This is a genomic window from Xenorhabdus hominickii (assembly GCF_002632725.1).
GTDB lineage: Bacteria > Pseudomonadota > Gammaproteobacteria > Enterobacterales > Enterobacteriaceae > Xenorhabdus > Xenorhabdus hominickii.
In genome coordinates this window covers 1,137,714-1,152,925 of sequence record NZ_NJAI01000001.1, presented here as the reverse complement: position 1 = coordinate 1,152,925, position 15,212 = coordinate 1,137,714, and the positions used below count along the sequence as shown (strand labels likewise).

Annotated in this window: 19 protein-coding genes; 1 reads left to right on the top strand and 18 read right to left on the bottom strand. The window is 45.0% G+C overall.

Annotation, left to right across the window (positions count from 1 at the left end; genetic code table 11):
- Positions 1 to 458: 458 nt before the first annotated feature.
- From rplL to fkpA, 15 genes are all read right to left on the bottom strand, one after another.
- Positions 459 to 824 (bottom strand): 50S ribosomal protein L7/L12, encoded by a 366-nt coding sequence (gene rplL, locus Xhom_RS05175; RefSeq protein WP_069317700.1) that lies wholly within the window; start codon positions 822 to 824, stop codon positions 459 to 461.
- A 63-nt stretch (positions 825 to 887) separates the two neighbouring features.
- The gene (gene rplJ / locus Xhom_RS05170) at positions 888 to 1,385 is read right to left on the bottom strand and encodes a 50S ribosomal protein L10 (protein WP_069317699.1); all 498 of its coding nucleotides are present in this window, start codon (positions 1,383 to 1,385) and stop codon (positions 888 to 890) included.
- Positions 1,386 to 1,719: 334 nt separating this feature from the next.
- Positions 1,720 to 2,421 (bottom strand): 50S ribosomal protein L1, encoded by a 702-nt coding sequence (rplA, locus tag Xhom_RS05165; protein WP_069317698.1) that lies wholly within the window; start codon positions 2,419 to 2,421, stop codon positions 1,720 to 1,722.
- A gap of 3 nt (positions 2,422 to 2,424) precedes the next feature.
- Positions 2,425 to 2,853 carry a 50S ribosomal protein L11 gene (rplK, locus tag Xhom_RS05160; protein WP_069317697.1) on the bottom strand — a complete coding sequence of 143 codons (429 nt, stop codon included), beginning with the start codon at positions 2,851 to 2,853 and terminating at the stop codon, positions 2,425 to 2,427.
- Positions 2,854 to 3,062: 209 nt separating this feature from the next.
- Complete coding sequence (nusG, locus tag Xhom_RS05155; protein ID WP_069317696.1) at positions 3,063 to 3,608, bottom strand: transcription termination/antitermination protein NusG; 546 nt, start codon at positions 3,606 to 3,608, stop codon at positions 3,063 to 3,065.
- A 2-nt stretch (positions 3,609 to 3,610) separates the two neighbouring features.
- Positions 3,611 to 3,994: a preprotein translocase subunit SecE gene (gene secE, locus Xhom_RS05150; RefSeq protein WP_069317695.1), complete on the bottom strand. Its 384-nt coding sequence runs from the start codon at positions 3,992 to 3,994 to the stop codon at positions 3,611 to 3,613.
- Positions 3,995 to 4,329: 335 nt separating this feature from the next.
- On the bottom strand, positions 4,330 to 5,514 hold the full coding sequence (tuf, locus tag Xhom_RS05145; RefSeq protein WP_069317694.1) for an elongation factor Tu: 1,185 nt from the start codon (positions 5,512 to 5,514) through the stop codon (positions 4,330 to 4,332).
- A gap of 69 nt (positions 5,515 to 5,583) precedes the next feature.
- Positions 5,584 to 7,692, bottom strand: a complete 2,109-nt coding sequence (gene fusA, locus Xhom_RS05140; RefSeq protein ID WP_069317693.1) for an elongation factor G — start codon at positions 7,690 to 7,692, stop codon at positions 5,584 to 5,586.
- Positions 7,693 to 7,770: 78 nt separating this feature from the next.
- Positions 7,771 to 8,241, bottom strand: a complete 471-nt coding sequence (gene rpsG, locus Xhom_RS05135; RefSeq protein WP_069317692.1) for a 30S ribosomal protein S7 — start codon at positions 8,239 to 8,241, stop codon at positions 7,771 to 7,773.
- 98 nt (positions 8,242 to 8,339) lie between these two features.
- Positions 8,340 to 8,714: a 30S ribosomal protein S12 gene (gene rpsL / locus Xhom_RS05130; protein WP_066749204.1), complete on the bottom strand. Its 375-nt coding sequence runs from the start codon at positions 8,712 to 8,714 to the stop codon at positions 8,340 to 8,342.
- Between the two features lie 214 nt (positions 8,715 to 8,928).
- A complete protein-coding gene (gene tusB / locus Xhom_RS05125; protein ID WP_069317691.1) occupies positions 8,929 to 9,216 on the bottom strand; it encodes a sulfurtransferase complex subunit TusB in 288 nt (95 codons plus the stop codon).
- Between the two features lie 19 nt (positions 9,217 to 9,235).
- Positions 9,236 to 9,595, bottom strand: coding sequence for a sulfurtransferase complex subunit TusC (gene tusC / locus Xhom_RS05120; protein WP_069317690.1), 360 nt, complete (start codon positions 9,593 to 9,595; stop codon positions 9,236 to 9,238).
- Between the two features lie 37 nt (positions 9,596 to 9,632).
- The gene (tusD, locus tag Xhom_RS05115) at positions 9,633 to 10,028 is read right to left on the bottom strand and encodes a sulfurtransferase complex subunit TusD (RefSeq protein WP_069317689.1); all 396 of its coding nucleotides are present in this window, start codon (positions 10,026 to 10,028) and stop codon (positions 9,633 to 9,635) included.
- Positions 10,028 to 10,750, bottom strand: a complete 723-nt coding sequence (locus tag Xhom_RS05110; protein WP_069317688.1) for a helix-turn-helix transcriptional regulator — start codon at positions 10,748 to 10,750, stop codon at positions 10,028 to 10,030. Before Xhom_RS05110 ends, tusD begins: the two co-directional genes overlap by 1 nt.
- A 391-nt stretch (positions 10,751 to 11,141) precedes the next feature.
- Positions 11,142 to 11,906: an FKBP-type peptidyl-prolyl cis-trans isomerase gene (fkpA, locus tag Xhom_RS05105; RefSeq protein ID WP_069317687.1), complete on the bottom strand. Its 765-nt coding sequence runs from the start codon at positions 11,904 to 11,906 to the stop codon at positions 11,142 to 11,144.
- A gap of 256 nt (positions 11,907 to 12,162) precedes the next feature.
- Here fkpA and Xhom_RS05100 point away from each other — a divergent pair, with 256 nt between their 5' ends.
- On the top strand, positions 12,163 to 12,381 hold the full coding sequence (locus Xhom_RS05100; protein ID WP_069317686.1) for a SlyX family protein: 219 nt from the start codon (positions 12,163 to 12,165) through the stop codon (positions 12,379 to 12,381).
- A gap of 131 nt (positions 12,382 to 12,512) precedes the next feature.
- Here the strand turns inward: Xhom_RS05100 and slyD are convergent, their stop codons facing one another.
- From slyD to kefB, 3 genes are all read right to left on the bottom strand, one after another.
- Positions 12,513 to 13,046: a peptidylprolyl isomerase gene (gene slyD, locus Xhom_RS05095; RefSeq protein WP_069317685.1), complete on the bottom strand. Its 534-nt coding sequence runs from the start codon at positions 13,044 to 13,046 to the stop codon at positions 12,513 to 12,515.
- A 138-nt stretch (positions 13,047 to 13,184) separates the two neighbouring features.
- Entirely contained in the window at positions 13,185 to 13,388 is a 204-nt protein-coding gene (locus Xhom_RS05090; protein WP_069317684.1) for a YheV family putative zinc ribbon protein, read from the bottom strand.
- Between the two features lie 14 nt (positions 13,389 to 13,402).
- Positions 13,403 to 15,211: a glutathione-regulated potassium-efflux system protein KefB gene (kefB, locus tag Xhom_RS05085; protein WP_069317683.1), complete on the bottom strand. Its 1,809-nt coding sequence runs from the start codon at positions 15,209 to 15,211 to the stop codon at positions 13,403 to 13,405.
- Position 15,212 lies beyond the last annotated feature (1 nt).

Here is a 15,212-nt window from a genome sequence, read left to right as displayed (position 1 = left end):
TCCTCAGCTCGCTGATCAGTGACCCACTCTGCCCGCCTTTTAGGACAGCATTCTGCAACACTATTTCTTCGAACAGAAAATAGAATATTTTCCGTAATACTCATTGCTATTACTCTTAAATCATTTCATTGCGCTACCTGACTACCGAGCTACCCGAGTGGATCGTAGCTGAGAACGCAGTATATTAAGTCGTCAATAGGAAAAAGCATTTTAGGTTCATTAGCAGCTAAACAGTGTGAAATGCTACTAATCCCCTGCATAATTGGCTCTCAGGCTATGCCATTAAAGCAAGGTTGTTAAAACAATATCGTTAAGACAATATTTTTAAAAAATATATTAAAACAAAATATTAGATTAAAACCTTTACAGACAATGCCCTTACAGCGCAAAAAGGCTGGCGATTAAAAAATCGCCAGCCGCCAGCCTTAGAAAATCAGGCTGCGAACTTCAAACTGATCTTACTTGATCTCAACAGAAGCACCAGCTTCTTCCAGAGATTTTTTCAGAGCTTCAGCGTCGTCTTTGCTGATTGCTTCTTTCAGAGCAGCTGGTGCGCTTTCAACCAGGTCTTTAGCTTCTTTCAGACCCAGACCAGTTGCGCCACGTACTGCTTTGATTACAGCAACTTTGTTTGCACCAACGCCAGTCAGAATTACGTCGAATTCAGTTTTTTCTTCAACAGCTTCAGCAGCAGCACCAACTACAGCTACAGCTGCAGCAGCAGAAACGCCGAACTTTTCTTCCATCATGCTGATCAGTTCAACAACGTCCATTACAGACATTTCTGCAACTGCGTCCAGAATTTGTTCTTTAGTGATAGACATAACAAGTGTTCCTAAAATTCAGAAAAAGTTTATACGTTAAAAAGCAACGAAGGAAATAGGCTATTAAGCAGCTTCTTTCTGATCGCGTAGCGCAGCCAGAGTGCGAACCAGTTTGCCTGCAGAGGCTTCTTTCATGGTTGCCATCAGGCGTGCGATTGCTTCATCGTAAGTTGGGAGTGTTGCCAGGCGATCGATATTTTCACCTGAAATAAACTCACCTTCAAAGGCTGCTGCTTTAATCTCGAATGCTGGGTTCGCTTTCGCGAACTCTTTGAACAAACGAGCAGCTGCGCCCGGATGTTCATTAGAGAAAGCAATCAAGGTTGGACCAACAAACGCTTCTTTCAGACACTCGTAATCGGTGCCTTCAACAGCACGACGCATCAGGGTGTTACGAACAACACGCATGTAAACGCCAGCTTCGCGACCTGCTTTACGCAGTTCAGTCATTTTATCTACGGTAACGCCGCGAGAATCCGCAACAACCGCAGACAGCGCGCCTTTGGCTACTTCGCTGACTTCAGCAACAATCGCTTGTTTGTCTTGAAGATTTAGTGCCATTAGCTTCTTGCTCCTGGATTAACCGGGAAAACCCGGGACTCACTTCACTCAAAGCACCAAATGTGCCTGAGCGCTGAAACACGGTGAGCAGAATCCAGAAAAATAAATTTCATTTGGCTCTGTCACCGTCTACGCAGGATATTAAGTAATTACTTACGCCTGCGGTCTTGGACGGGGCTTGGATCAGGCCAAGCTCCAACCGAAAACTGTGATTTGCTCGATAGATTTTATATAGCGACTATTAATAGTTGTTACATATTATCAGGCAAATTTTAAGCGTCGGATTTTAGACAAATCTGACACTAAGGTAAAGCTTTATTCTCAGCTTAAATAATTAAGCTGATGCGCTCAGACCAGACTGGTCGATCGCAACACCCGCACCCATGGTAGTGGACAGGCTAACTTTCTTGATGTAAATACCTTTAGCAGAAGATGGTTTCGCTTTTTTCAGCGCAACCAGCAGAGCTTCCAGGTTTTCTTTCAGTTTGTCAGCGTCAAAGTCAACTTTACCGATAGTGGTGTGAATGATACCGTTTTTGTCGTTACGGTAACGAACCTGACCTGCTTTAGCATTCTGTACAGCTTCAGCAACGTTAGGAGTTACAGTACCAACTTTCGGGTTTGGCATCAGACCACGTGGGCCCAGGATTTGGCCCAGCTGGCCAACAACGCGCATTGCATCTGGAGATGCGATAACTACGTCAAAGTCCATCTCGCCTTTCTTAATCTGTTCAGCCAGATCTTCCATACCTACCAGTTCAGCGCCAGCAGCTTTAGCCGCTTCAGCGTTTGCACCCTGAGTAAATACAGCAACACGTACTGAACGACCAGTACCGTTTGGCAGTACAGTTGCACCACGAACGTTTTGGTCAGATTTACGAGCATCGATGCCAAGATTAACAGCTACGTCAACGCTTTCTACAAACTTAGCGGTAGCCAGTTCTTTCAGCAGAGCAACGGCTTCGTTGATGTCATACTGTTTAGTTACATCAACTTTTTCACGGATAGTGCGCATGCGCTTGGTCAGTTTAGCCATTGATTAATCCTCCACTACCAGGCCCATGGAACGAGCAGTACCTTCGATTGAACGCATCATCGCGTCAACGTCAGCACCAGTCATGTCCGCAGCTTTAGTTTCAGCAATTTCACGAATCTGAGTGCTGGTTACTTTACCAACTTTCTCTTTATTCGGTTTGCCAGAACCAGATTTAACGCCTGCTGCTTTTTTCAGCAGAACAGCCGCAGGTGGGGTTTTGGTAACGAAAGTGAAAGAACGGTCAGCATAAACAGTAATAACAACTGGAATTGGCAGACCTTTTTCAATGCTTTCAGTTTTAGCATTGAACGCTTTACAGAATTCCATGATGTTAACACCCTGCTGGCCCAGTGCTGGACCAACTGGTGGGCTTGGGTTAGCCATACCAGCTGCAACTTGCAGCTTAACGTAGGCTTGTACTTTCTTAGCCATCTATATTTCCTCTATGTGGGTCTATCGCCTCAAAATGAGGCTCCCCTGACAATACAGGCCCCGTCTTAAAAGACCAGGCCATTTAAACTATACCTATTTGAGCATATCTAGATTGCGTCAAAAACAGACTCTAGATAAAAACAAAAGGCGCGAAATTGTATGCTAATTTCACACCTTTTGCAAGCGAGCTTGTTTACTTAAGCATCAGATTAGGCTTTCTCTACCTGACTGAAATCCAGCTCGACTGGTGTAGCACGACCAAAGATAGAAACCGAAACTTTCAAGCGGCTCTTTTCGTAATCGACTTCTTCCACTACACCATTGAAGTCTGCAAACGGGCCATCGCTGACACGAACCATTTCTCCTGGCTCGAACAGAGTTTTTGGCCGGGGTTTATCACCAACCTGTTGAAGACGATTCATAATCGCATCAACTTCTTTATCACTGATTGGTGCAGGACGGTCAGACGTACCGCCGATAAAACCCATTACGCGAGGTACACTGCGAACCAAATGCCAAGTCGCATCGTTCATTACCATCTGTACCAAGACATAGCCAGGGAAGAATTTACGCTCGCTTTTACGGCGTTGACCACTTCGGATCTCAACAACCTCTTCTGTCGGCACCATCACTTCGCCGAAAGAATCTTCCATATTTTCTAATTTGATATGCTCACGCAGAGATTGAGAGACGCGACTTTCAAACCCAGAAAATGCCTGTATGACATACCAACGCTTTTTTGGGGATTCAGACATTTTTAAAACCTCAGGCCTGTAATAAATGAAACTAAACGCACCAGAACGCCATCCAGCCCCCATAAAATCAAGGACATGACAGCAGTGACTGCTGCAACAATCAGGGTTGTATGCAGAGCTTCCTGGCGAGTTGGCCAAATGACTTTACGCATTTCAATGCGGGCTTCACGGGCAAATGCTAATGCAGATTTACCTTTCGCAGTCCACAATGCAACTGCTCCTGCAAAGGCAACAATAGCAACGACGGCTATCGCGCGCAGAGGCAGGTTATACTCTCGGTAATAGTAATTACCCACAATAGCAACCACTAACAGAACTGCTACCAGTAGCCATTTTGCTATATCAAGACCACGCCCGCTTACTTGAGCATCGCTATTCGCACTCATAAACCAACCTGTAACTATATGTAAGTAACTATGATGAAAATAGATAGCCAGCTTGCCTCGCAAGAGCAAAACAAATCAGACCGAACCCAAAGATAATTGTAATTGTATCTGACTCGGCGCCATAATTCAGTAGGACTTTGCATCTTAAACGATATGAAAGCCCATCCGTTGTATCAGAGCCTATCTCACCAATACTTAAGAATAACCGTCGAATGACAATTTATCCATTATAGAACAGTTAATTATGAACAACTATTGATGAGATAGGTTCTTATTAAAACAACGTATAAAAAGGGCATCTGTCGATGCCCTTCCAGAATGAACACATAAAAAAATTATGCAATCACTTTAGCAACAACACCAGCACCTACAGTACGGCCACCTTCACGGATGGCGAAACGCAGACCTTCGTCCATTGCGATTGGAGCAATCAGGGTAACGATCATGTTGATGTTGTCACCAGGCATTACCATCTCAACGCCTTCTGGCAGTTCGATAGTACCGGTTACGTCAGTTGTACGGAAGTAGAACTGTGGACGGTAACCTTTGAAGAATGGAGTATGACGGCCACCTTCATCTTTGCTCAGAATATAAACTTCTGATTCGAATTGAGTGTGCGGCTGGATTGAACCTGGTTTAGCCAGTACCTGACCACGTTGGATTTCGTCACGCTTAGTACCACGCAGCAGAACACCTACGTTCTCACCAGCACGGCCTTCGTCCAGCAGTTTGCGGAACATTTCAACGCCAGTACAAGTTGTTTTCACAGTATCTGAGATACCAACGATTGCAACTTCGTCACCCACTTTAACGATACCACGCTCAACACGACCGGTAACTACAGTACCACGGCCGGAGATGGAGAATACGTCTTCGATTGGCAGCAGGAATGGCTTGTCAATGTCACGCTCTGGTTCTGGAATGTAGGAATCCAGTGCTTCTGCCAGTTCGATGATTTTCGCTTCCCACTCAGCTTCGCCTTCCAGCGCTTTCAGAGCAGAACCACGGATGATTGGCGTATCATCGCCTGGGAAATCGTACTGAGACAGCAGCTCACGTACTTCCATTTCAACCAGTTCCAGCAGCTCTTCATCATCAACCATGTCACATTTGTTCAGGAACACGATGATGTATGGAACGCCTACCTGACGACCCAGCAGGATGTGCTCACGAGTCTGTGGCATTGGGCCATCAGTTGCAGCAACAACCAGAACTGCGCCATCCATCTGAGCAGCACCCGTGATCATGTTTTTAACATAGTCGGCGTGGCCTGGGCAGTCAACGTGCGCATAGTGGCGAGTTGGGGTATCGTATTCTACGTGAGAAGTAGAAATGGTGATACCACGCGCTTTTTCTTCTGGTGCGTTATCGATCTGATCGAATGCACGAGCGCTACCGCCGTAAGTTTTCGCCAGAACAGTGGTGATTGCTGCAGTCAGGGTAGTTTTACCGTGGTCAACGTGACCGATAGTACCAACGTTAACGTGCGGTTTTTTACGTTCAAACTTTTCTTTAGACACGACTCTATTCCTTAATATCGCTCCCTCATCACGAAGATAAGGGAGCCAAAAGATAGTAAACCCGAAAACTTATCTAGCTTTACGAGTTTCGATAATAGCCTGAGCGACGTTGCTAGGCGCTTCGTTGTACTTCAAGAACTCCATGGAGTAAGAAGCACGACCTTGGGTCTGAGAACGCAGGTCAGTAGCATAACCAAACATTTCAGATAATGGTACTTGAGCACGAACAATTTTGCCCGTTGCTAGATCATCCATACCTTCGATCATACCACGGCGACGGTTCAAGTCACCGATGACGTCGCCCATGTAGTCTTCTGGTGTTTCCACTTCAACTTTCATGATTGGTTCCAGCAGAACTGGTTTCGCTTTCATGAAGCCTTCTTTAAATGCCATGGATGCAGCAATTTTAAAGGCGATTTCCGAGGAGTCAACGTCATGGTAAGAACCATCAAACAGGGTAACTTTAACGTCAACAATTGGATAACCAGCCAGAACACCGCCTTTCAGCTGTTCACGAACGCCTTTATCTACGCCTGGAATATATTCTTTAGGAACAACACCACCGACGATTGCGTTCTCGAACACGTAACCTTCGCCACCTGGTTCCAGAGGCTCAACACGTAGCCAAACGTGACCATACTGACCACGACCACCTGACTGTTTAGCGTGTTTACCTTCCTGCTCAACAGTAGTGCGGATAGTTTCACGGTAAGCAACCTGAGGTTTACCTACGTTCGCTTCAACGTTAAATTCGCGACGCATACGGTCAACCAGAACGTCGAGGTGCAGTTCACCCATACCCGCGATAATAGTCTGACCAGTTTCTTCGTCACTGGTTACGCGGAATGATGGGTCTTCCTGAGCCAGACGACCTAAAGCGATACCCATTTTTTCTTGGTCAGCTTTAGTTTTTGGTTCGATAGCAACAGAGATAACTGGCTCTGGGAATTCCATGCGCTCCAAAATGATTGGGGAGCTAATATCACAGAGAGTATCACCTGTAGTGACATCTTTCAGACCGATTGCAGCAGCGATATCGCCTGCACGGACTTCTTTGATTTCTTCACGTTTGTTAGCATGCATCTGAACGATACGGCCAAAACGCTCTTTCCTGTCTTTCACCGGGTTCAGTACAGTATCACCAGAGTTAACAACACCAGAGTAAACACGGAAGAAAGTCAAGTTACCCACGAATGGGTCAGTAGCGATTTTGAACGCCAGTGCTGAGAATGGCTCTTCATCGCTTGAGTGACGCTCTGCTGGAGTATCTTTACCGTCTGGCAGAAGGCCTTTAATAGACTCAACGTCAGTTGGTGCCGGCAGATAGTCGATAACTGCATCCAGCATTGCCTGAACACCTTTGTTCTTAAATGCAGAACCACAGGTAACTAGGATGATTTCGCCAGCCAGAACACGTTTACGCAGAGCTGTCTTGATTTCTTCTTCAGTCAGCTCTTCACCGCCCAGATATTTGTCCATCAGTTCATCTGATGCTTCTGCTGCGGATTCGATCAGGTTCTGATGCCATTCCTGTGCCAACTCAACCATGTCAGCAGGGATATCTTCGTATTCGAAGGTAACGCCCTGATCTGCTTCATTCCAGTTGATTGCTTTCATTTTCAACAGGTCAACAACACCGGTGAAGGAATCTTCAGCACCTATTGCCAGTTGAAGTGGAACAGGGTTCGCAGCCAGACGGGTTTTGATCTGCTCTACTACACGCAGGAAGTTTGCCCCCATACGGTCCATTTTGTTAACGAACGCGATACGTGGAACATTGTATTTGTTAGCCTGACGCCACACAGTCTCAGACTGAGGCTGAACGCCACCAACTGCACAGTAAACCATTACTGCACCGTCAAGAACACGCATAGAACGTTCTACTTCGATAGTGAAGTCAACGTGGCCTGGGGTGTCGATGATGTTGACGCGGTGTGGCTCATACTGTTTAGCCATACCAGACCAGAATGCAGTAGTCGCAGCGGACGTAATGGTGATACCACGTTCCTGTTCCTGCTCCATCCAGTCCATTGTTGCAGAACCTTCGTGCGTCTCACCAATTTTATGGTTTACACCTGTGTAAAACAGAATACGTTCAGTTGTCGTGGTTTTACCGGCGTCGATGTGAGCACTGATACCGATATTGCGGTAACGTGCTATAGGTGTTTTACGAGCCATTTTTTCCTCTCTCGTGGGCGTTCAATTCAAAGAACGGGTAGCCAAGCAGCTACCCAGAACATATTCACTACAAAGGGATTACCAACGATAGTGTGCGAACGCCTTGTTAGCTTCTGCCATGCGGTGAACGTCTTCACGTTTCTTCACAGCAGCGCCTTTGTTTTCAGCCGCATCAGATAACTCATTCGCCAGGCGCAGAGCCATTGACTTATCACCGCGTTTACGAGCAGCATCAACGATCCAACGCATTGCCAGTGCATTACGACGAACCGGACGAACTTCAACTGGAACCTGATAAGTAGAACCACCTACACGGCGGGACTTAACTTCTACAGTCGGGCGCACGTTATCCAGTGCCAGCTCGAATGCTTCCAGATAATTTTTACCAGAACGCTGAGCCAGGGTCTCAAGCGCACTATATACAATTCCTTCCGCGATAGATTTTTTACCGTCTACCATCAGAATATTTACAAATTTAGCCAGTAGTTCAGATCCGAACTTTGGATCTGGCAGAATTTTACGTTGACCAATTACACGACGACGTGGCATGGAAATACTCCGTTTCGAATTTCAGGGTTGTCCAAAACTCTACGAGTTTATTTTGACATTAAAGTGAAAAATGTTTGGCCTTACTTAACGGAGAACCATTAAGCCTTTGGCTTCTTCACACCGTACTTAGAACGACCTTGTTTACGGTCTTTAACACCGGAACAGTCCAGTGCACCGCGAACAGTGTGGTAACGCACACCTGGCAAGTCTTTAACACGACCGCCACGGATCAAGATAACGGAGTGTTCCTGCAAGTTGTGGCCTTCACCACCGATGTAGGAAGAAACTTCGTAACCGTTAGTCAAACGCACACGGCATACTTTACGCAGTGCGGAGTTTGGTTTTTTAGGAGTGGTAGTATATACACGAGTACATACGCCACGTTTTTGCGGGCAAGCTTCCAGTGCAGGAACGTTGCTTTTCACAACTTTCGAGCTACGAGATTTGCGAACCAGCTGGTTAATAGTTGCCATTATTAAAAAAGCTCCTGGTTTTTTTGCTTCGTAAACACGGATTTTATCCTCTCTCAGCCATAATGACAAAAAGAGAGGACGCCGAATTTTATTGCTGACTTGACGAGGTGTCAAGAAATATACAGTTTTTCTATGCGGGCAGAGTACAGGGCTGATAAGGTGCTGACCAAGTGGCTGAAAAACACAATTCACCTTTCTCAACAATCAGCCTCATCTACCAGGCAAAATTTTGCTTATGTTTTACAGTTAAGTTAACAAATCCCTTGTAATCAATCACCTGAACACGGTTTGATATTTGTTCAATCAAACCCCGTGCCGCTATATCTGCCTCCAAGGCATAAATGCCAGCGCCCGTTCGGAGCAACTCGATCAAATAGCGATTTTCATTGATACCCAGTAATACACCGTTCTGAATCAGCAGAACATCATCTGTATCAGAGATCAGGCCAAGCATTGCATTGAAGTCATCTTGGTAAGGTGAGCGACTGACAGTATATAACATGTTACCTACCTAAAATAGATTAAAATTTCAACACAACATCATAACCTGCTAACCGTTTTCGTATCGCTGCCGCAGACAGAAATTCAGCATCCAGAACAAGGTGACTATCTGGACTGCCTCCCCGAATCACCAGATCATCAAGGCAAACATAGCAGTTATCAATGTCATAAAGAGGCAGGACTTTGAAAGTGGAGATATAATCCCGGGCTAGAATTTTATCCGGCTGCTGATTGGACAGTAGTTGAAACACACCATCAGAAATAAAGAACACGCCAATCTGTTCGGTCAATGCCGATGTTGCGAGTAGTGCATCCAGCCCCTCTCTACCGGCAGAAGACCCATGGGGAGCTTCAGTAAAAACAAAAGCGATTTTTTTCATTAATAGCCACTGCGCTCTAATCTAAATGTGCTCTAATCTAAAATTGTATAACGCGGTCGCATAGCATCATGGCTTCCGCCAAAGCGCCCAGTCCACTGAGTTCGAAACCCTCAGCCAAATTTGCAGCGGGAAGATTTAATTCACCGGCTTGCTGTTCATCCACAATACCGCGCCGTAACGCAGCTGCAACGCAAATGAACAGATTGAACTGATGCTGGACTGCCAATGCCTGCCATGCCCTGACCAAATCAAATTCATCATTGGCGGGAGCAACCAATTGATTGCCATTTTGCACACCTTCACGATAAAAAAATACGCTATGCAGTTTATGACCAGAAGCGATCAACGCCTGAGCAAATTGGCAGGCGCTGCTGGCTTGCTGAGTACCATAAGCTGGCCCAGTGACCAGCAGGCAATAAGACAGTGATAACATTACTTCTCCGCACTAGCACATTCACCATGTTTAAATTGGCGAATATAGAGATATACCGTATGTTTGGAGATATTCAGACGATCCGCAACCTGATTAATCGCATCCTTAATATCAAAGATGCCTTTCTCATAGAGGTTAAGCACCACTTGTCTGTTTTTCGCATTATTAGAAACATTGCGATCGGCATTCACTTCTTCAATCGTGAATTCCAGGGTCTGTGCAACCAGATCATCTACGGAAGAGGCAAAATTGACGTTTGACGCAATCTCGCGACTTTTTTCTGGGATAAAAGTTTGAATAATTTCGGAGAAAGGCACATCAAGGTTCATATTGATGCACAAAAGCCCAATGACACGACGCTGGCGATTGCGAATAGCAATCGTGATAGATTTCATCAACGAGCCACTTTTTGCCCGCGTGAAATACGCTTTGGAAACACTGCTATCTTCATCCGTAATATCATGCAGCATCCGTAATGCTAAATCCGTAATTGGAGAACCAATCTTACGCCCAGTATGTTCCCCATTAGCTATTCTGACAGCTGAACATTTAAGATCTTCCAGTGAATGAAGAACTATTTCACAATGCCCACCAATCAACATAGCAAGGCCATCAACAGCAGCCTCGTAAGATTTTAAAATTTCATGATCCGTTTCACTGAACGGTTGGTTTTCCAGTAAATCAATATCACTGTTATCACCAGATAATAGCGGGGTAGACATGTAATACACCATCCTTCAAACTCAGACTTTGCCTCACCAAAAATATCTAGTGAGATTTATTATAAAATCACATTACTACAATTAAGCGTCTATCTCAGCAAACATTCCTAAATTGACCATGCTCTATTCAGAATAATGACGTTAAAACCACATTGAATTGCCGTCAAGCTCTTGCTGTGCATACCGCCGGGTTTTATCACAGCTTTTATGCCAACTTCACCTGAAATATAAGAAAATATTTCAGTTAATACCGCAAGAAATAATAATCTGGTAAATTTATTTTTTCTTTATTCAGACTTATTACTCGCCAAATAGAAAGTTAAAAACAAAACATGACTAAACAGGGGTTATTAAAACCCCTGTCACTGTTATTTCTTAATTATTAAAGGAATTACTTTGTCTTGGCAGCCGGCTTAATATCCAGTAATTCAACTTCGAAAACTAAAGTAGAGTTAGCGGGGATTTTAGGCAGGTTTGCTTGATCGTAAGCCAGATTAGGTGGAATAACTAACTTAATTTTACCGCCTTTCTTCACGTGCTGTAAGCCTTCTTTCCAACCCGGGATAACGCTATCCAGACGAATTGACAGAGGCTCTTTACGCTCATAAGAGCTATCAAAAACCAGTCCATCAATCAAAGAACCCGTGTAGTTGACAACCACTGTGTCACTTTCATTAGGAACCTTACCTGTTCCTTCTTTCTCAATTTTATAAAGAAGACCGGTTTTGGTTTTCACTACACCTGATTGCTTAGCAAACTCTTCACGGTATTGAGCCCCTTTTTCACCATTTTCACTGGCGTCTTTTTTTGCTTTTGCTTGTGCTGCATCTTTCACTTTAGTTTCAAAAGCGAGCAAAGTGTCCTGAATTTCTTGATCAGTCATCTTGCTTTTATTATTTAAAGCATCTTCAACACCAGCCAAAAGCTGAGCTTTTTCTATGTTGATACCGAGCGTTTTCTGCTCGTTCAATGAGTGTGCCATGTAGTTACCCAGAGAGGCGCCCAGAGCATAAGAATTCTGTTGTTCTGTCGTTTTAAACGAACTATTCAGTTTAACTTCGCTTTTGGTTTCCGCGTTGGCAGCCAGAGCTTGAGGGGCACTGAATGCTACTGCCAGAGTCGTTGCCAGCAAAGTTGTTTTAAACAATGATTTCATCCTATTCTCCAATCAATTTGGGTGGGGTCACCGTCAGCAAAAGTCACTGATACCATTTACTATAACCGTCCTGGAAAACCAATGACAATATTTGTGATACCTTGTTTTTAAAACCATTGAGACAACATTAAGATAAATAGGTTTCATGAAACCCTTTTTCACTTAGAGCCTTGTATGTTGGAGTATTATAGTATCAATTTGATTAGAATAACCGTTCCACCATGTAATTACTTGACCAGAGACAGGAGGAAAGATAATGGAATTATCTGAATTTGAACAAAGATTTGAACAACTGGAAACCAAGCTGGCCTATCAGGAAGCCATCATTGAAGAGCTGAATCAAGAGGTAAGAAAGCAGCAAATCGAAACTGTCAAGGTACAAGAACAACTGAAATTAATTGCTGAACGTCTGAAGACACACCAATCATCGATTATTGCACCGCTTTCGGAAGAAACACCACCCCCTCATTACTGATAGTGATCGCCAGAATCAAAACCTGCCAAGGAAGGCTGGAACATAAAAAAAGAGAAGGCCATCAGGCGCTTCCCTTTTTTTGTCTGCTTACTGATTTTTCAGTTAGCCAAAACTTTTCAGGTAACCAAAAATCAGTGGCAACCGCCACCACAGCATTCATGTTCTTCGTGATCATGATGGTCATGATCACCGCATCCACCCTGACCATGCACATGGCCGTGAGACAACTCTTCTTCGGTCGCTTCACGAATTGCTACAATTTCAACATTGAATTTCAGATTTTGACCAGCCAGCATGTGGTTAGCATCAACGACAACTTCATCACCATCTACTTCGGTGATTTCAACTGGAATAGGCCCTTGATCTGTGTCAGCCAGAAAACGCATACCAACCTGCACTTCATCAACACCAACAAACACATCTTTTGGTACGCGCTGAACCAGATTATCATCATACTGACCGTATGCATCATTAGATTCTACGCTAACATCAAAACGCTCACCCGCCTCACGGCCTTCCAGAGCTTTTTCCAAACCACTAATCAGGGAACCACGGCCATGCAGATAGTCTAACGGTGCACTCACCGTGGACTCATCAACTAAAACACCATCTTCTGTTCTTACTTGATAAGCCAGACTGACCACCAAGTCTTTTGCTACTTTCATGACAACTCCTACATACCCGAGGGGAAACCCTATAAAGGGAAATTTTTACAACTCAGAAAAATATTGCCGATTGTAACGGAATTCTACGTCGCTGTACCTAGCGACGACACAATTATCCACAATTTATTCTTCATATATTTACTGTGGCGTAAAAATCCCAATGACCTGTTCCTGCTCCCTTACATGGGATGTGACAGCTTCATCCGTTTGCCGCTGCACATGCCCGCAAAGAGCACATTCCACGATATCTACCTTATTTTCTTGCCACATTGCCAACGTATCCTGAGACTGGCATTTCGGACAAACCGCACCTGCAATAAAACGTTTACGACTGACTGACATGACTCACCCCAACACTATTCATATTCATCCCACCCTTCCGGCTGGCGACGTTCATTAATCATTTCCCGTTCAAACAATTCTTCCAATTCTCTGCGAGCCTCTTTCACGCGAGATACCTGCGCCATATCCCCATGCAACGGGGACATCAGTTCACGTAACATGCGCATATCCAACCGCCGAAAATGCTGCTGGGCACGATGAGCCTGATGTGGATGCATCCCTAGCCTGACCAACGCCTTTCGGCCCAACTCCAATGCACTGGAAAATGTTTCCCGATTAAAATCTTTCACACCATTCTGCAACAGTTCATGAGCTTCCAGGCGCCCTCTTGCCCGCGCAATAATATGCAGACGAGGAAAATGTTTCTGGCACAAATGCACGATGGCCATCGTATCTTCCGGTTCATCACACGTAATGATTATCGCCTTGGCCCTCGCAGCCCCCGCAGAACGTAACAGCTCCAATTCGCTCGCATCGCCATAATACACCTTATAACCATAACGGCGCAGGGTGCTAATGGCACTCACATCACGTTCCAGTACAGTGATACGGATCTTATTCACCATCAATAAACGCCCGACCACTTGCCCAAAACGACCAAAGCCCACTAGAATCACCTGTGGATCATTATCTTCCACAAATGGCTGTTCATTGGATTCTTCATGTGCGTTATAACGACGCGCCAAGATGCTTTCTATCAACTTCATTACCAAAGGGGTTGTCATCATCGACAATGTCACCACAACTAACAAAAGCGACATCTGCTTTTGGTCCAACACTTTCTGTCCAAGCGCTACAGAAAATAAGACAAATGCAAATTCGCCCCCTTGACTTAACACACCAGAAAGCTGTGAGCATGACGATCTTCTTAAACCAGATATTCTGCCGATAATATAAAGAATGAATCCTTTTATCAGTACCAGTCCCAAAACACTCAATAAAACACTAGACCAATAAGTGAATAGAACACCCAAATTCAGTGACATTCCCACAGAAATGAAAAATAGCCCCAGCAACAAACCCTTGAATGGCTCAATAGAGATCTCCAATTCATGCCGATATTCACTGTCAGCCAGCAAGACCCCGGCAATGAAAGTACCGAGCGCCATTGAAAAACCCAATGTCTCCATAAAAATCGCGGCCCCCAGAACGATCAACAACGCAGCCGCCGTAAATACCTCCCTGACACCCGATTTCACCATCAATCGAAACAGAGGACGCAACAGGTATCGCCCACCCAGCAACATCCCTACCAAAGCGAGAACTTTTAGTCCAATGCGATACCAGTCGTTGGAAGCCGCCCCGCCAGCCAGCAAGGGGATCACGGCCAAGGCGGGGATCACAGCCATATCCTGAAACAGTAGGATAGAAAAACCGAGCTGCCCACCCTCATTGTTGTTCGTCATCCCCTTCTCTTTCATCAATTGCAACGCCATCGCTGTGGATGACATCGCGAGACCAATTCCTCCGATAACTGCGGCCTGCCATGAAAAATCCGTCAAATAAAGGAATGAGGCCAGAACCAGTGCAGTTAATACCACTTGAGCCGTACCCGCACCAAAGATTAATCTCCTGAGCTGCCAAAGCCTTGTTGGATTCAACTCAAGACCAATAATAAACATCAGGAAAACAACACCTAGTTCCGAGAAATGCAGAATTTCCTCAACATCCTTGATAAATCCCAGCCCCCATGGGCCAAGTGCGATCCCTGCAATGAGATAACCCAGTACAGCTCCAATCTTGAATTTCTGGGCAAGGGGAACCGCCACAACAGCAGCAAATAAAAAAAGTATCCCGGCGCTTAATAGCGCAGAAGTCTCCATG